This window comes from Legionella clemsonensis, assembly GCF_002240035.1.
Classification (GTDB): Bacteria; Pseudomonadota; Gammaproteobacteria; order Legionellales; family Legionellaceae; genus Tatlockia; species Tatlockia clemsonensis.
In genome coordinates, this window is sequence record NZ_CP016397.1 from 2,370,779 (window position 1) to 2,386,851 (window position 16,073).

Sequence of the window (16,073 nt, forward strand, 5' to 3'; positions counted from 1 at the left end):
ATACTTAAACAGCTCGGAAAAGAATTTTTTAGTCAAAAAGAATAAAAAATAAGCTAATATTATAATAGAAATTATTGGCTTTGGCGCAATTTTTTCAAAAAATTTACCCCAGCTTTGGAGGCCATCATGAAGAATCATCAAGATACGGCCCTGAGCATTTCAAATCCAAGATTACTCGCCGGCGTTTATTTTGCTTTGCTGGCAGTGATAGCGACTTGTATTGTCGATGGTTTTCTCTATTTTGTAGGGGCTGAACAGTTCTTACCGCTGTTTAAAGCCACTCTTTTAGCTGTAGTTATTGCAGGCTGTTTTGGAGCAATTTTTGGCAGGCGCATTGTTTACAGCCAAAAACCCTATAGACGTAAAGCATTTATCTATGGTTTTTTAATGGTCCTTGTAGCGCTTCCTTTTTATGTCCTGGGGTTTCTTTATTTGTCCGAAGATTATACCCGCTGGATACGAACAGAGACCCTATCACAACAAATACTGAATTATCTGTTTACTCTTTTTTATAGTTTTATATTTGCTGGCCTATGGTTAGCAATTGCTGCTGGATTTGCTGCAATGTATTTGCGCGGACATGTAGTTTACGACATACTACACTCGAAATACTTAAGAAGGCGATAATTCAGATGCCTTGTTCCAATGCTACCTAACTCGTTGAGTGAAAAGACATTATGACTCTAAGCAAAAGCGATTTGTCCCTGAATCCCCGATTTACGGGGGCAATATTTTTCACAATTTACAGCCTGCTAATTTTATTGTTCACCAAGTATACCTTGCTGTCTCTGAAAGACAGTGCTCTTATTCCCCTGTGGCCTTCACTTATTTTAACCCTGGTGATTGGTATTTTAACCGGTAGCTTATTTGGAAAGATTGTGGCCCAAAAGCGCTCCTGGTTGTCTGTCTTTTTAATCGGGATTCTAATTGCCTGCTTTATGCTGCTTTGCTTAAGTCTGGCAATATGGGCTCATTTTTACTATACAGGTTCACCAGTACTTGAGCAATTTCAATACTGGCAAGACCATATTATTTTTTACGGTGTTATTATAGCTACGCTGTTTCTAACCCTGGGCGTCTGGTTTATCCCTTTAACAGGGCTTGTTTCACTTTATTTTAATAAGCGGTTTTGGCCAGGTCTTATGGCTACCGGTAAAAAACAAGCACTTGTAAACCATGACAATGATAGCGCCGATGAATAAAGAGCAACTTTTGGCGTTAATGAGAGAAGGCGCTTCTATAATTACTCCTAATAACCGCCTAAGCGGAGAATTATTGCAGGAATTTGCCAGAGCATTTCCCAACCAAATCCATAAAAAACCCTACTGCCTTCCCTACAATGCTTTTTTGATGAATGCCTTTCAACAATTAATTCACCAGCATCCGCATCGCTCTCATCCTCTTTTACTGACCACACAACAAGCCAGTTATTTGTGGCAGAAAATCTTGTCAGCCACTGAGACCACTGTCAGCCGAGGCTTACTAAATGCTGTGGAGGACGCTTGGACAAGAGGCCATTTATGGTTGCTGGATTTTCAGCACCCACTTTTTGAATATAGTCATCAAACTCGTCAATTTCAGCAATGGGCTCAGCAATTTACTCATGAATTATACCGGCTTCATGCAATAACTGACCCACAACTTGCGACCTATTTAAGTGCTCAACAAACTAATTTTGCTACACACACAATCGTTTGGGTTTGTTTTGATGACTTTACACCTCAACAAAAACACCTGCAGCAGTATCTTACTGCACAAAATTGCCTGCAATACTATTTTGATTTGGAAGAGCGCACTGCCAACCTTTATCAATATGCTGCCAAAAATGAGAGTGATGAGTATGAGCAACTGCTTCACTGGATAAAAAAACGTCTGGCAAAAGGAGAAACCCGTATTGCTGTTGTTGTCCCTGATTTAGAAATGAAATTTTCCTGGTTGCAGCGGAAACTGCAGGAACATCTCCCCACAAATCAATTCAATATTTCACTAGGTAAACCATTAGCCCATTATCCTTTGGTGGCTCATGCACTAGCTTGGCTTGGTTTAGAGGAAACTTTTAATCTTCATCAAGCCCGTTTACTTTTAAGCTCTCCTTATCTTGCCTTTTCGCAGACGGAATTAATTGCGCGGGCACAGGTGATGGAGAATAGCTCCTGCTTACGTGAATTAAATTTTTCGCAAGCAATATTTGTTCGTGAATTAACGATTAAAGCTCCCAAACTCGCTAAAATGTTGCAAGACGTGGTTATATACCCTGAAGAAGCCTCTGTTCAAACCTGGATTATGCTATTTCAACAACGACTTGAAACATTAGGCTTTCCCGGAGAAAATGTTCTTAATTCAGCCAACTACCAATGTTATCAACGCTTGTTATTGCTATTTGATGAATACAAACAATTGGCATTAATTACGCCACACATGACAAAATCACAAGCTCTGACAGCACTTAAGCAATTAGCAGAATCAACTATTTTTCAACCACAAAAACCAGTAGCACCAGTACAAATTTTGGGCTTATTAGAGGCTTCCGGTTGCACGTTCGATAGTCTATGGGCTACAGGCTTCACTGATGAATGTCTGCCGCAATCAGTAAAGTTTTCAGCATTTATACCTATTTCCTTGCAAAAGGAAAACCTAATGCCACATGCCGATGCTGCACGAGAATTTAGTCTTGCAGAAAAGACAATGACTCGTTTAAAAAATGCAAGCCTTTCCGCTGTTTTTAGTTATCCGCGGTTAATTGACGACAAACCGAACCTGGCAAGTCCATTAATTGGCAATTTGGAGCCCTACACGGCTATTCTGCCGGAAGCCCCTTTAGAATCAAAATTAATTTCATTCACTGAAACCTATTCTTTGCCTTTTATCTCCCTGGAGAAAGTTACCGGGGGTACTACTATCCTGGCAAACCAGGCTAAATGCCCTTTTCGCGCCTTTGCTGCCCATCGTTTGCATGCGAAGGGACAATTCGAAGTCTCCGATGGACCTGACGCTAGAGAACGAGGACAAATTATTCATAAAGTGCTCGAACTCCTGTGGAAAATGATAAAAAATCAACGAAAGCTTTTACAGCTTTCTCAGGAAGAGTTAAGGAGTCAGATTGAACTAGCAATCCATACAGCGCTGCAACCCATCGTTCAGCAAAGAAGTCATTCTTTTCCTCCTATCATTCAAGAAGTAGAATTAGAACGCCTCCAACAATTAGTACAAGCGAGCCTAGATTGGGAGCGACAGCGCCCTCCCTTCGACGTGGAAGCCATTGAGCAAGACTTTATTATCCATTTAGCCGATATGGAATTTAGAATCCGCATTGACAGGCTGGATAAAATGGAAAATGGACAGAAATGGGTTATCGACTATAAAACAAGCCTGCCTCAAAATTTACCGTGGAATGAAGAACGCCCGAAAGAACCTCAATTATTAATTTATGCCTTATTAGATGAGAATATTAATACTTTATTATTCACTCAGTTAAAAGCAGGTCAGTTAACCCCTAAAGGACTTAGTGAAGAAAATCTGGCTCTGGCAGGCATAAGTTTCTTAAAAAAAGGGCAAACCTGGGCTGAACTGCGCCAACATTGGCATAACCAATTAAATGAACTGGCCCATGAATTTATGCAGGGACATTGTCCACCAACACCAAGTAGTCCAACAGTTTGCCAACAGTGTGACTATCAAAATTTATGTCGTTTCACACGCATTTAATTGACAGAATAAGACTAGATACAGCTCATCCCCCTAAATTACTCAAGAGTCTCTGGAAAAACTATGCAACATTTAATTATCGGTTATGGTTACTGCGGCTATCATCTGGCTCAGTATCTGTTGAAAAAAAAAGAATCGGTTACTGCCATTTCTCGTCACTTGGATAGCATCTATGAATTAGAAGGATTAAATCACATCCAACATAACATAGAAGAACCCTTTCACTGGCAGAAAAAAGAGACCATTATCTATTATCTCATTCCTCCTATCGGAGATAGGAGCGATGATGTGGGATTAAAACAATTTTTAAACCACAGTCAGCTAAAGGCTACTCAGGTTATTTATTTTGGCTCCAGTGGTGTCTATGGCAATCATGCAGGCGCCTGGGTTGATGAATCGTCCACTTGCTATGTCCACAGTTCTCGCCAAAAACGTCGATTGAATGCTGAAGCTCAATGGCTGACTTATTGTCAACAACAACAGATCCCGTTAATTATCTTGCGTGTTGGCGGAATCTATGGTGTTAATCGTTTACCGCTACAAGCTGCAATGAAGCAGACACCTGTTATTACTCCTGAATTAGCCCCCTATACAAATTCTATTTACATTGATGATTTAATTAAAATAAGTTATCTGCTTACCCAGACAAAATCTACTACTTCTCTCTACAACATTGCTGATGGTCAGCCCACACCTGTTGGTACCTTACAGCAATTAATAGCGCAAACCTTGGGATTAAGAGCTGCCGATTATGAATCATTTGAGCAAGCCTGGGAAAGAGCAAGCTCAATGAAAAAAGAATTTCTCAGCACGTCCAAGCGTTTATCTATCCAGGCATTGAAAACAAGGCTAAAATCAACCCTTCATTTAACACCGTTGGCAGATGCTGTAACCTTAAGTCTTAAGTTGCAAGGATTACTCAGATGAATATTTTAATTGCAGGAGCTTCAGGATTTATTGGCACTGAACTGGTGAATGCCTTACACTCTAATCACCAAATTACCGTTCTTGGTCGTTCTAAACAAAAATTACAACAGCATTTCTGTGCAAATATACCACAGGTCACTTGGGAAATGCTTCCACAACTGGATGCCACCGATTACGATGTTATTATTAATTTGTGTGGTCATAATATTGCAGCTTCTCGTTGGAATGATAAAGTAAAACAGTTATTAATTGGTTCACGTGTAGACACTACCGCAGCCTTGGTAAACTGGATTATTACGCATAAAGCCCAACCCCATTTTTATTGTGCTAATGCAGTAGGAATTTACGGTTTACAGCAAAATGGCGATCCCCGGGAACTGGATGAAAATACTATCATTGATTTTTCGCAACCGCGCGATTTTCTCAGCGAAATTGGTATTAAATGGCAGCAGGCGCTTCAACCTGGAATTGACTATGGGATGAAAATAACTAGTACACGCTTTGGAGTCGTACTAAAAAAAGGAGAAGGCATGTTGAAGCAATTAGCACCCAGCTTCAACTTCGGCTTAGGCAGCATCCTGGGTGATGGCAAACAAGTCATTTCGTGGGTACACATTGAGGATCTCATTGGTGCCTTTTTATTTTTACTTAAGCATTCCAATTTTACAGGTCCTTTTAATCTCACTTCACCCTATCCAGTGAATCAGGCCGAGTTTGCAAAAACTTTAGCGAGTGTTATGCATCGACCCTTATGGCTTAAAATGCCGGCTTTTGTTATTCGTACTTTATTTGGGGAGATGGGTGAAACCCTGCTTTTACATGGGCAACGGGTGATACCAAAGCGATTAATTGAAGAAGGTTATCAGTTTCAGTTTCCTGAGCTTCAGGGAGCATTGGAGAAAGAATTTAACCAGTAAAGGCATGAAATTTGACGTTCCATGCCTTTACTTTTAATTAACTGTTTACAAATCTGCCGATCTCAACAAGCATTTCCTGATCATGTACCTCATGTCGTGCATTTGGATAGGCGAATACATTTTCAAGCGTGTATGTCTGATCGAATTGCCTCATCATGCTTTCCCATTCATCTTTCAATGGTTCAAAACTAAAAGATGACTCACTCATCATTTCTATATCTGTTATTACTCCTGATGCAACGAGTGTGGTGTCCATCTCTGTTCTAACCTGTTCCTTTTGAGCAAGAGAATCTAGCACAACCATGGTTTGCTTAATTTTGTTAAGGGCAAATGAATTTGTTACATAAGTTTGAAATTTATTTAAATCAGCAACAGCGGCATCTTTTGTTTGTTGTAGGTAGTTTAAAGCATATTCTTGATCGTCAAAAAAAGGCAGTTGACGAGAAAGATTGGTGATTAAAGTAAGCACGCCGTCGCAATATTTAATTACGCCATTCACAGGAGTCGCCTCGTTAGCGAAAAAAACTGAACTGGGGGATTGTCGACAAGCTTTAACCTCTCTATAAGCTGAAACAATTACATTATTCCAATACGCATTGTACCTATGCTCAAACTGTTCTTTAAAATTCATATATCACCTCTATTAACTAATTGGCAATATTTTATACAGTCATTCTTAAGGAAATATTAAACCTGTCATTTTGAGGTGTGTGCCACATAATTTTGAAGAGCGTAACAAAGCAGGCGTTTAGGGGTCGCGACGACTTTGGATTTTTTAATAAATAGACATTTACATTGAGTAATGAGTTTAAGTCTTTTCACCCCTTATTAAGCTAGCCAGCCCAGTCACCTAAAAATTTCTTTCTCACGCCCGTGAAAAATCAAACGCTAAAACATCCGCGAGTTTGGTTTGAGAGAGTGCCAAAGCCATAAGTCTATCTACACCAAGAGCAACGCCACTGCAGGCAGGTAAACCATGACGCAGAGCTTGTAGTAGGTATTTATCCGGTTCAACCATGGGAAGTCTCCTCCGTTGCCGTACGGTCAAATCCTGATTAAAGCGCTCCCATTGAGCTTGCACATCAGTTAATTCATGAAAACCATTGGCTAGTTCCACTCCCTTGAAATAGACTTCAAATCGTTCAGCTGTTCCTTGATGCACTCTTGCTAATGCAGCCTGGGAAGACGGAAAGTTATAAAGAGCAACAGGTACAGTCTCTTCAGCAAATGCAGGCTCCACAACATGACTCATGATCAAAAATAAATATTGATCACGGTCTTGCTCGTCAGGAGCAAGCACATTATCCAGCGCATGTTGTTTTAAAAAAAGCCGTAGTTCAGGAAGAGTAACTGAGAAGGGATCAAAGGCACAAATTTCAAGAAAAGCCTGCTGATACGTTTTTCTTCTCATTGACTTACATTGCAAAATAAGCTGTAGCAAGACATCTACTTCATCCATTAGCTGGTGATGGTCAATATCCAATTGATACCACTCCAGCATCGTAAATTCAGGATTATGCCAACGTCCTAATTCATCATCACGAAAAACACGAGCAAGTTGAAAAATAGGTCCACTGCCCGCAGCCAATAAGCGTTTCATATGATATTCAGGCGAAGTTTGTAAATTATAAGAGTCACCTCGAAAAGTCGCCTTAATATTGGAAAGATAGACGTCAGTGATACCAAAACGCGCCATCACAGGCGTTTCAACCTCAAGATAGCCGCGTTGCTGAAAGAAGGAACGAATTTTTGTTAAAATTTGTGCACGCTGTTGTAGAACCTCTAAAGAAGCAGAAGGCGACCAAAGGATTTCTTTCATAATTAATAGAAAATCCCCAGCTCCAGCCTTGCTGCTTCAGTCATCCGTTCCTGAGTCCATGGCGGCTCCCAAACCAGTTCAACAGTACAATCATTAACTCCTTCTACCTGGTTTACTGTTTGTTCAACAGTTCCTGGGAAAGTTTGCGCCACGGGACAGCCTGGGGTAGTCAATGTCATCTGAATATGCACATGTTGCTCTTCATTAATGGTAATGTCGTAAATTAATCCCAAATCGTAAATATTAACGGGTATTTCAGGATCAAAAACCGTTTTTAATGCCGCTATCACAGTTTCTTTCAAGGCTTCATTATCCTGTTTTTTTCGAAATCCAAACATTGCCTCACTCCGTACTCACAGTTCCCTTACTTTTATTGAGTGCGGCTTCCAGTGTATGCCACGCCAAAGTAGCACATTTAACTCGAGCAGGATAAGCTTTCACACCAGCGAGCACTGCCAATTTATCCAGTGATACCGTTTGCTCTTCATCAGACGTAATCATGGAATGAAAATGGTGAAACAATTCATGCGCCTCAGCCATGGTTTTTCCCACTAGCGCTTCCGTCATAAGCGAGGCAGACGCTTGAGAAATTGCACAGCCAGAGCCTACAAAACTAATATCAACAATTTTATCGTTGTCAAGCTTTAAGTAAACCATCAGTTTATCACCACACAAGGGGTTAAACCCTTGGGCTTGAGTACTCGCATCAGTCATCGCATAGTGATTACGAGGATTGCGATTATGATCAATAATTATTTCCTGATAAAGTTCTCGCAATTCCATTGTCATGCAAACACCTCTTTTACTTTATGCAGCGCTTTTACGCAGCGATCAATTTCTTCTTTTGTATTATAGAATGACAAAGAAATACGGCTCGTAGCGGCAACACCTAAGAAATCCATCAGTGGCATCGTGCAGTGGTGGCCACTGCGAGTAGCGATACCTAAAGAATCCAAAATGGTTCCAATATCATGCGCATGAATTTTGCCATGGACAAAAGAAATAATAGGTACTTTCTGCTTTGCCGTCCCTACAATGTTAAAACCTTTAACCGATTGTACAGCAAGTGTAGCATAATCGAGTAAATGTGCTTCATAAGCCGCTATCGCCTCCATATCCAAAGACGATAAATAATCAATTGCAGCACCTAAACCAATAGCACCTGCAATGTTTGGGGTACCTGCCTCAAATTTATGGGGAAGCTGTGCATAATCGGTGGCTTCAAAGGTTACGTAATTGATCATTTCACCCCCACCTTGATAGGGTGCCATGTCATCTAATAATTTTTCTCTCCCCCATAACACGCCAATACCCGTCGGACCGTACATCTTATGACCTGAAAAGGCGTAAAAATCACAATCCAGAGCCTGCACATCAATCGGCAGATGAGCTGTTGCCTGAGCACCATCCAGTAATACTAAAGCACCATAGGCATGAGCCATTTCAATCATTTTTTTTATGGGATTAATGGTTCCCAAGGCATTGGAAACATAATTAATCGCTACAAATTTAGTATTTTCATTTAACTTTCTTTCGAACTCGTCTAGCAATATATCGCCATCATAGGAAATGGGGGCGACTTGCAAACCTGCACCTGTTTTCTTACACACCATTTGCCAGGGCACAATATTGGAATGATGTTCCAGATGAGTAATTAAGATTTCTTCGCCTGGTAATATACGTGGAGCAACAAAACTTTGTGCGACTAAATTAATACCTTCCGTTGTGCCACGTACAAAGATACATTCACGCGCCGATTTGGCGTTAATAAATCGTTGAACTTTATTGCGAACCGCCTCAAATTGCTGAGTAGCTCGGACGCTTAAAGCATGCACTCCGCGATGCACATTGGCATTGTCATGACTATAATAATGGGAGATAGCATCAATGACTGCTTGTGGCTTCTGCGTTGTTGCCGCATTGTCCAAATACGTTAATGGATAATCATTTACTGTTTGTTTAAGCACTGGAAAATCATTGCGAATTGCAGCAATATCCAATGTATCAATCAATGCTGTTACACTACTCATAGCTATCACCTTAACTGCTGAGTTAATAAAGTTCCCATCCATTCAGCAAGTGGTCGATTAGGAACCCAACGTAAATTATCGGCGGCAAAGGCATGAATTAGATAACTGCTGGCTTCCTGTTTGCTAATTCCTCGAGTTGCCAAATAAAATAACGCATCCTCATCCAGCTGCCCCACTGTTGCTCCGTGAGTACATACCACATCATCGGCGAAAATTTCTAACTGGGGTTTGGTATCAATTTCTGCTTGTGCTGATAACAGCAGATTTTTATTTTGCTGTCTGGCTTCTGTGTGTTGAGCATCTTTGGCTACAACAACCTTACCATTAAATACTGCCCGGGAACGTCCGGTTAAGATACCTTTATAATCTTGCTCACTCCGACAATTTGGCACTAAATGATAAACCGCGGTGTGGTGATCAATATGCTGCCCATCAGTGGGGGCATAGATACCGTTCATTAAACAGGTTGCCTTTTCTTGATTTAAATAGAGCTTAAGATCACTACGAACCAATTTACCGCCAAGGCTTAACGAATGGCTATCAAACTGGCTATTCTCTTCCTGTTGCACCGAAATTTGCCCAATGTGATAAGCAGCCTTACTCTCACGCTGAATTTTATAATGGGTTAATTTAGCATGCTTACTCGCCCATACCTCTGTAATTGTATTGGTGAAATAACTGGATTGCTCAGCACCACGATAATCCTCAATCACAGTAGCCTGGGCACCCTCTTCTAAAACTATCAAATGACGAGTATGAACAGCCTGCTCTCTGTCTTGCCAATGGGAGAGGACGATAGGTTCTTCAAGAACCAGTCCTGCAGGGACATAAATAACAATACCGGTATTTAAAAATGCTGTATTTAGAGCATGAAAACCATGTTCATGCTTTAATAGCTTGTCCAAATAAGGTTTTATTTTATTCTCATGCTGCATTAATCCCTGAAACAAAGGTTGTATGATTACTGTTGAGGGTAATTGTTTAGCAAGCGCTTCAATGCCTATAACCTGACCATTTTGAATAATAACCTGATGCTTGACAGGAATGTCGGATGCTTTAATTTCCTCGGCTTTCCCAGATTGCGGTCTATTGAACGGTTGCTTAAGCAGCGCATCGACCATCGTATATTTCCACTCTTCATCATGGCGGGTAGGAAAACCATAATAAGACAATTCGCGCAAGCCTTTTTCTTGCAACTCTAAAACCCAGGGAATAGATGACAATCCTTCTTTAGCCTGCTTTTGATAAAAATCAAGAACCTCGCTCATGCTTGTTCCATCTCCTCAAGCCAACTATAGCCTTTTTCTTCCAATTCAAGAGCCAAGGACTTGTCACCTGATCGTATAATGCGACCATTTGCCAACACGTGGATAAAATCAGGTTCAATATAATTTAAAAGACGTTGGTAATGAGTCACCAGAACAATCGCTCGCTCAGGAGAGCGCATGGCATTAACTCCCTGAGAAATAATGCGTAATGCATCAATATCTAAACCAGAATCCGTTTCATCAAGAATTGCAAGCTTCGGTTCCAGCGCTAACAATTGCAAAATTTCATTACGCTTTTTTTCCCCACCAGAAAAGCCTTCATTAATACTGCGGTATAAAAAGCTCTCATCCATATCCAGTAATTGACATTTTTCGCGAATAAAACTTAAAAATTCAATAGCATCTAGGGTTTTCTTGCCTTGTGCCTTGCGCACCGCATTGACAGAAGCTTTAAGAAAATTAATGTTGGTTACCCCCGGAATTTCCACAGGGTATTGGAAAGACATAAAAATACCAGCCTGTGCACGTTCCTCTGGTGCCAGGGGTAATAAACTCTCTCCTAGATACTCTATCTTTCCGCTAATTACTTCATAGGCAGGATGACCGGCTAATACTTTTGATAAAGTACTTTTACCAGAGCCATTAGGTCCCATAATGGCATGAACTTCACCCGGTTTCACATTTAGATTTATGCCTTTTAAAATAGGCTGCGCATTAATTGCGACATTTAATTGCTCAATTGTTAACATATTAACCTACTGCCCCTTCCAAACTAATACCTAGTAACTTGGTGGCCTCCACTGCAAATTCCATAGGTAACTCTTTCAAAACTTGTTTACAAAAACCATTGACAATCATCGATACCGCATCTTCCGTGTCTATACCACGCTGTTGACAATAAAATAATTGCTCTTCGCTGATTTTTGAGGTGGTTGCCTCATGCTCTACCTGTGCTGTCGGATTTTTTACTTCAATGTAAGGAAAAGTGTGTGCGGAACACTCACTTCCCATGAGCATTGAATCACATTGGGTATAATTGCGCGCATTTGTTGCAGTTGGCGCAATACGTACTAATCCCCGATAAGCATTGTGTGCTCGACCTGCACTTATTCCTTTGGAGATAATGGTTGAACGGGTATTTTTACCCAAATGAATCATTTTTGTGCCTGTGTCAGCTTGTTGCAAGTTATTGGTTAAAGCCACGGAATAAAATTCACCTACGGAATCATCCCCTTGCAAAATTACACTAGGGTATTTCCAGGTGATGGCTGAGCCTGTTTCTATTTGAGTCCAAGAGATTTTCGAACGTTTACCACGACATGCCCCGCGCTTGGTCACGAAATTATAAATACCCCCTTTACCCTCTTTATCTCCTGGATACCAATTCTGTACTGTTGAATATTTAATTTGTGCACCTTCTAAAGCCACTAACTCAACAACAGCCGCATGTAGCTGATTCTCATCCCGCATGGGTGCAGTACACCCCTCAAGATAGGACACATAACTATCACTATCCGCCACAATAAGGGTGCGCTCAAATTGTCCTGTAGAGGCTGCATTAATACGAAAATAAGTCGACAACTCCATCGGACAACGAACACCTTTGGGTATATACACGAAAGAGCCATCGCTAAATACTGCTGAATTAAGTGCCGCGTAAAAATTATCGCGATAAGGTACAACAGACCCTAAATACTGGCGAAGCAGCTCAGGGTATTTATGTACCGCTTCCGAAAAAGGACAAAAAATAACACCCACTTCAGCTAATTTGGCTTTGAATGTTGTTGCTACAGACACACTGTCAAACACAGCATCCACGGCGACTCCCGCCAACATTTCCTGCTCTTTCAGAGGAATACCCAGTTTTTCATAAGTTTTTAATAATTCCGGATCAACTTCATCAAGACTTTTAGGAGCATCTTTTTTGCTCTTTGGCGCTGAATAATAGGAAATCGCTTGATAATCAATCGGCGGATAATGCACAGAAGCCCATTTAGGGTGGGGCATCGTTAGCCAATGTTTAAATGCCTTTAAACGCCACTCCAATAAAAATTCTGGTTCCCCTTTTATGGCCGACAGTCGACGAATAATCTCTTCATTTAAGCCTGGCTCAAATGTATCGACTTCAATATCGGTAACAAATCCGTGTTGGTACTCCCTTTCAAGAAGAGAATTAATTTGTTCACTGCTTTTAGCCATGTGTAACTCCACTTGCCAACTGCTTGATGCGATCGATTTCAAACGCTTGGAGTGTGGGTTTAGCCAGCATTTCCAAACTTACACTATCCAGTGCAGTCTCTATGGCCTGACTTATTAACCGCCAATTTCCTTGAATATGACAAACTCCCTGTAAAGAACATTCATTGGGTTGCAAACTACACTCAGTTAATCCACGTTGTTCATCCAGAGCATAAATAATCTGTGCCACAGAAATCTCGGATGCAGACCGTTGCAAACGATAACCTCCAGTTACACCGCGCACAGAAGAAAGTAATTTAGCTGCGGTTAAACGTTTTAATATCTTACTGACTGTGGGAACAGTTAGATGAGTATGTAGCGCAATATCACGCGCATTACACAATGTTTGTGAATGCTTGGCGAGATATACCATAACAACTGTTCCATAATCAGCCAATTTGCTGATGCGCAGCATAACACCCCCACACCAAATAATCTAGTACTAAATAAGTCTTATTTATCTCTTTTAATATAGTACCAAAATGGTTCTATTTGAAGCAAATGACGAATAATACTCTATTTTTCAAGAATTAGCTATGGATACTCTCTTCAGCAGGCAATACAGTAATTTCTTTAATAGAGACAAAAGTGCCCAGTAAAAAGAGAAAATATATAATCCCTGAGACTGCACAATAAAGGGCAAATAGTACATTCGAATGAGTGGCATAGATGTAATTGGCTATTTCAATGCCAATCGCCTGAATACACATACTCAGCAGACTCATCAATGCAGAGGTTGTGCCTTTGCCGACAGGGGTAGAAAACAGGATTAGACGACTTAAAGGAGCCGCAACCACTCCCAAACCAAAGAAATAACTAATTAAACCTGGCATTAACCAAATAAAATGGTCGCCAATCAGCGAAGGTAAAATCACAACCACCAGCAAACTTGCTACTACTATAATTGAACCTAACCATAAAATACTTTTAAGCGAACCTTTATGCGTTAATTTTTGCAAGAAAAAATTGCCAGCAATACTTGCTCCAAACAAAGGCATTTGCCATAAGCCATATTCAATGACTGATAAATGAGCGTCTTTAATTAAAATGACAGGGGCTAAAGCTATCCAGACAATACAAGGTAATCCTGCAAGTCCTAAAGCGACAGAACCTAAAGCGACAGAAGGATTGAGTAACAAATTTTTATAATTTTTTAAAATTATTTTCGGTGACAAAGGAATGGGTTTAATTTCCTCTCCATTGCGTTTGATTTGTCCTACCGATTCTGGCATAAAACGCCACAAACCCCATAATGCTATAAGAGCAAATAGAGTAATAATGACAAAAATATAACGCCAGTGATAATAATGCACAAAGACTGCCCCCAAAAGCGGTCCTATCAAAGGCGCCAAAATTGCTGCATTTGCCATAATCGCTATTAATCTGACAGCATCCATTTCTGCAAAAATTTCTTGCAGCGTTGCATAGCCAACCACGGCAATAAAACAAAGTCCCATGCCTTGAAAAAATCGTGCCAATAAAAACTGCTCAATGGAATTTGAACAAGCAATTAATACAGTGCAGCAAAAGAAAAATAGTGCGCCAAACAACATCACTGGACGACGACCAAAACGATCGGAAACAGGTCCTAAGAACAATTGTAAACTCGCACCACCCAGAATGTAGGCGGTTAATGAAGTAGCAATCGCTGACTCTGGACCATGAAATGAATTCACCACTTGAACCATTCCAGGCATAATCATGTCATTGGCGATATAGGTTAAAAATTCATAAAGAACTAAAAAGCCTGCAAAAAAGAAGGCTTGCTTTCGAGTGATATTGATTAAAGGTTGCGACATGATTATGCCTGGAAAAATTGGTAACAAATTTTAATGTTGTACTAAATATCAGTTTTATTGCACAAATGCAATACATAAACAAACTGCTCAATTGACATACATTTTTTTCCAGGTATAATTTTAACCCTTTTTAAATTATTGAGTTAATGATGAAAGGATCCATTAAAACAATTGCCAAAATTCTGCTTATAACAAGTTTTATTTCTATTTTTTCCTCTCCTTTATTCTCCGAACCTGACAATCTAAGCCTCTTAAAAAAGGAAATTCAAACCTATCATGACTCTGGTCTGTATGAAAAGGAGTTAGAGCAAGTGATCCATCAGGCCCATGATTATATTATTAAACAATCAATAATAAATGAGCGACAGGGAAATCCCAAAAAGCTGGCCATTGTTCTTGATATTGATGAAACCAGTCTAAGCAACTATAACAATATGATTAAACGCGATTTCGTTGGTGATAAAAACCTCATTCACCAAGACATATTGGCAGCCAATTCCCCTGCTATTGAGCCAATGATAAAACTTTACAATGATGCAATGAAGCATGGTATTAAAGTATTTTTTGTTACTGGCCGTGCTATGTCTGAGCTTAACGCTACAAGAATGAATTTGTTAAGGGCTGGTTTTAAAAATTGGGCAGGTTTATATTTGCGGCCCGATGGTTATAATAAATCGTCAATTATTCCTTTTAAGACACAGGCCAGAGAGTCCATCACTAATCAAGGCTATACCATTGTAGCGTCTATTGGCGATCAATACAGCGATATTAAAGGTGGTTATATGCAAAAAGGATTTAAGTTACCTAACCCTTTTTATCATTTGCCATAACTTAGATTCATATATTAGTTAAGTAGTGGGTCGTTTGAACCCACTACAGTTATAGTTACCATTATTCGTAATCTACACCAACAATCTCATACTCCACCATTCCCCCTGGGGTTTTTACGGTGACAGTATCATCAACCTGTTTGCCAATTAAAGCGCGCCCAATTGGGGAGCTGTAGGAGATTTTATTAATTTTAATATCTGCTTCGTCTTCACCTACAATGCGATAGCTAATTTGAGCATCGGATTGAATATGATAAACATGAACTAAAGCACCAAAAACAACTTTGCCATTATTAGGGACCTTACTGAGGTCAATAATTTGGGCATTGGAAAGCTTGGCCTCAAGTTCTTTAATACGTCCCTCATTAAAGCTTTGCTGTTCGCGAGCCGCATGATATTCCGCATTTTCTTTTAAGTCACCATGAGCGCGAGCCGTAGCAATCGCCTCAATGATTCTTGGCCGTTCAACCATCTTTAATCGATGGAGTTCATTTTTAAGCGCCTCGGCGCCTTGAATAGTCATTGGATGCTTTTGCATAT

17 protein-coding genes are annotated in these 16,073 nt (G+C 40.2%); 6 read left to right on the forward strand and 11 right to left on the reverse strand.

All coding sequences use genetic code 11. From position 1 onward, the window contains the following. Nucleotides 1-126 precede the first annotated feature (126 nt). The 5 genes from clem_RS10395 to clem_RS10415 all read left to right on the forward strand — a co-directional run bounded on the left by clem_RS10395 (nucleotide 127) and on the right by clem_RS10415 (nucleotide 5,549). Nucleotides 127-627, forward strand: coding sequence for a hypothetical protein (locus clem_RS10395; RefSeq protein ID WP_094091496.1), 501 nt, complete (start codon nucleotides 127-129; stop codon nucleotides 625-627). A gap of 50 nt (nucleotides 628-677) precedes the next feature. Continuing rightward, nucleotides 678-1,202 (forward strand): hypothetical protein, encoded by a 525-nt coding sequence (locus tag clem_RS10400; protein ID WP_094091497.1) that lies wholly within the window; start codon nucleotides 678-680, stop codon nucleotides 1,200-1,202. Continuing rightward, entirely contained in the window at nucleotides 1,195-3,705 is a 2,511-nt protein-coding gene (locus clem_RS10405) for a PD-(D/E)XK nuclease family protein (protein WP_232505454.1), read from the forward strand. The genes clem_RS10400 and clem_RS10405 overlap by 8 nt, the downstream gene beginning before the upstream one ends. Before the next feature lie 63 nt (nucleotides 3,706-3,768). Continuing rightward, nucleotides 3,769-4,632, forward strand: a complete 864-nt coding sequence (locus clem_RS10410; RefSeq protein ID WP_232505455.1) for a Rossmann-fold NAD(P)-binding domain-containing protein — start codon at nucleotides 3,769-3,771, stop codon at nucleotides 4,630-4,632. Next, entirely contained in the window at nucleotides 4,629-5,549 is a 921-nt protein-coding gene (locus clem_RS10415; protein ID WP_094091499.1) for a TIGR01777 family oxidoreductase, read from the forward strand. The genes clem_RS10410 and clem_RS10415 overlap by 4 nt, the downstream gene beginning before the upstream one ends. A gap of 37 nt (nucleotides 5,550-5,586) precedes the next feature. Here the strand turns inward: clem_RS10415 and clem_RS10420 are convergent, their stop codons facing one another. The 10 genes from clem_RS10420 to clem_RS10465 form a co-directional block, all read right to left on the reverse strand. After that, nucleotides 5,587-6,180, reverse strand: coding sequence for a hypothetical protein (locus clem_RS10420; protein ID WP_094091500.1), 594 nt, complete (start codon nucleotides 6,178-6,180; stop codon nucleotides 5,587-5,589). A 234-nt stretch (nucleotides 6,181-6,414) separates the two neighbouring features. Further along, on the reverse strand, nucleotides 6,415-7,368 hold the full coding sequence (gene epmA / locus clem_RS10425; RefSeq protein WP_094091501.1) for an elongation factor P--(R)-beta-lysine ligase: 954 nt from the start codon (nucleotides 7,366-7,368) through the stop codon (nucleotides 6,415-6,417). A gap of 2 nt (nucleotides 7,369-7,370) precedes the next feature. Then, complete coding sequence (locus tag clem_RS10430; protein ID WP_094091502.1) at nucleotides 7,371-7,706, reverse strand: SUF system Fe-S cluster assembly protein; 336 nt, start codon at nucleotides 7,704-7,706, stop codon at nucleotides 7,371-7,373. Nucleotides 7,707-7,710: 4 nt separating this feature from the next. Further along, entirely contained in the window at nucleotides 7,711-8,157 is a 447-nt protein-coding gene (gene sufU / locus clem_RS10435; protein WP_094091503.1) for a Fe-S cluster assembly sulfur transfer protein SufU, read from the reverse strand. After that, nucleotides 8,154-9,398 carry a cysteine desulfurase gene (locus clem_RS10440; protein WP_094091504.1) on the reverse strand — a complete coding sequence of 415 codons (1,245 nt, stop codon included), beginning with the start codon at nucleotides 9,396-9,398 and terminating at the stop codon, nucleotides 8,154-8,156. Before clem_RS10440 ends, sufU begins: the two co-directional genes overlap by 4 nt. Before the next feature lie 5 nt (nucleotides 9,399-9,403). Then, nucleotides 9,404-10,666 carry a Fe-S cluster assembly protein SufD gene (gene sufD, locus clem_RS10445; protein ID WP_094091505.1) on the reverse strand — a complete coding sequence of 421 codons (1,263 nt, stop codon included), beginning with the start codon at nucleotides 10,664-10,666 and terminating at the stop codon, nucleotides 9,404-9,406. Continuing rightward, nucleotides 10,663-11,415: a Fe-S cluster assembly ATPase SufC gene (sufC, locus tag clem_RS10450; protein ID WP_094091506.1), complete on the reverse strand. Its 753-nt coding sequence runs from the start codon at nucleotides 11,413-11,415 to the stop codon at nucleotides 10,663-10,665. The genes sufD and sufC overlap by 4 nt, the downstream gene beginning before the upstream one ends. A 1-nt stretch (nucleotide 11,416) precedes the next feature. Further along, nucleotides 11,417-12,865: a Fe-S cluster assembly protein SufB gene (gene sufB, locus clem_RS10455; protein ID WP_094091507.1), complete on the reverse strand. Its 1,449-nt coding sequence runs from the start codon at nucleotides 12,863-12,865 to the stop codon at nucleotides 11,417-11,419. After that, nucleotides 12,858-13,319: an SUF system Fe-S cluster assembly regulator gene (locus tag clem_RS10460; protein ID WP_094091508.1), complete on the reverse strand. Its 462-nt coding sequence runs from the start codon at nucleotides 13,317-13,319 to the stop codon at nucleotides 12,858-12,860. The genes sufB and clem_RS10460 overlap by 8 nt, the downstream gene beginning before the upstream one ends. Nucleotides 13,320-13,434: 115 nt before the next feature. Then, the gene (locus clem_RS10465; protein WP_094091509.1) at nucleotides 13,435-14,703 is read right to left on the reverse strand and encodes an MFS transporter; all 1,269 of its coding nucleotides are present in this window, start codon (nucleotides 14,701-14,703) and stop codon (nucleotides 13,435-13,437) included. Nucleotides 14,704-14,852: 149 nt separating this feature from the next. Here clem_RS10465 and clem_RS10470 point away from each other — a divergent pair, with 149 nt between their 5' ends. Beyond that, the gene (locus clem_RS10470) at nucleotides 14,853-15,533 is read left to right on the forward strand and encodes an HAD family acid phosphatase (protein WP_094091510.1); all 681 of its coding nucleotides are present in this window, start codon (nucleotides 14,853-14,855) and stop codon (nucleotides 15,531-15,533) included. A 61-nt stretch (nucleotides 15,534-15,594) separates the two neighbouring features. Here clem_RS10470 and greA read toward each other — a convergent pair whose 3' ends face one another. Next, a complete protein-coding gene (gene greA / locus clem_RS10475) occupies nucleotides 15,595-16,071 on the reverse strand; it encodes a transcription elongation factor GreA (RefSeq protein WP_094091511.1) in 477 nt (158 codons plus the stop codon). Nucleotides 16,072-16,073 lie beyond the last annotated feature (2 nt).

What these genes read in the sequence shown, in the direction of transcription:
- clem_RS10395 (WP_094091496.1), top strand. Translation starts at nt 127, where the DNA reads ATGAAGAATCATCAAGATACGGCCCTGAGCATTTCAAATCCAAGATTA.
- clem_RS10400 (WP_094091497.1), top strand. Translation starts at nt 678, where the DNA reads ATGACTCTAAGCAAAAGCGATTTGTCCCTGAATCCCCGATTTACGGGG.
- clem_RS10405 (WP_232505454.1), top strand. Translation starts at nt 1,195, where the DNA reads ATGAATAAAGAGCAACTTTTGGCGTTAATGAGAGAAGGCGCTTCTATA.
- clem_RS10410 (WP_232505455.1), top strand. Translation starts at nt 3,769, where the DNA reads ATGCAACATTTAATTATCGGTTATGGTTACTGCGGCTATCATCTGGCT.
- clem_RS10415 (WP_094091499.1), top strand. Translation starts at nt 4,629, where the DNA reads ATGAATATTTTAATTGCAGGAGCTTCAGGATTTATTGGCACTGAACTG.
- clem_RS10420 (WP_094091500.1), bottom strand. Translation starts at nt 6,180, where the DNA reads ATGAATTTTAAAGAACAGTTTGAGCATAGGTACAATGCGTATTGGAAT.
- epmA (WP_094091501.1), bottom strand. Translation starts at nt 7,368, where the DNA reads ATGAAAGAAATCCTTTGGTCGCCTTCTGCTTCTTTAGAGGTTCTACAA.
- clem_RS10430 (WP_094091502.1), bottom strand. Translation starts at nt 7,706, where the DNA reads ATGTTTGGATTTCGAAAAAAACAGGATAATGAAGCCTTGAAAGAAACT.
- sufU (WP_094091503.1), bottom strand. Translation starts at nt 8,157, where the DNA reads ATGACAATGGAATTGCGAGAACTTTATCAGGAAATAATTATTGATCAT.
- clem_RS10440 (WP_094091504.1), bottom strand. Translation starts at nt 9,398, where the DNA reads ATGAGTAGTGTAACAGCATTGATTGATACATTGGATATTGCTGCAATT.
- sufD (WP_094091505.1), bottom strand. Translation starts at nt 10,666, where the DNA reads ATGAGCGAGGTTCTTGATTTTTATCAAAAGCAGGCTAAAGAAGGATTG.
- sufC (WP_094091506.1), bottom strand. Translation starts at nt 11,415, where the DNA reads ATGTTAACAATTGAGCAATTAAATGTCGCAATTAATGCGCAGCCTATT.
- sufB (WP_094091507.1), bottom strand. Translation starts at nt 12,865, where the DNA reads ATGGCTAAAAGCAGTGAACAAATTAATTCTCTTCTTGAAAGGGAGTAC.
- clem_RS10460 (WP_094091508.1), bottom strand. Translation starts at nt 13,319, where the DNA reads ATGCTGCGCATCAGCAAATTGGCTGATTATGGAACAGTTGTTATGGTA.
- clem_RS10465 (WP_094091509.1), bottom strand. Translation starts at nt 14,703, where the DNA reads ATGTCGCAACCTTTAATCAATATCACTCGAAAGCAAGCCTTCTTTTTT.
- clem_RS10470 (WP_094091510.1), top strand. Translation starts at nt 14,853, where the DNA reads ATGAAAGGATCCATTAAAACAATTGCCAAAATTCTGCTTATAACAAGT.
- greA (WP_094091511.1), bottom strand. Translation starts at nt 16,071, where the DNA reads ATGCAAAAGCATCCAATGACTATTCAAGGCGCCGAGGCGCTTAAAAAT.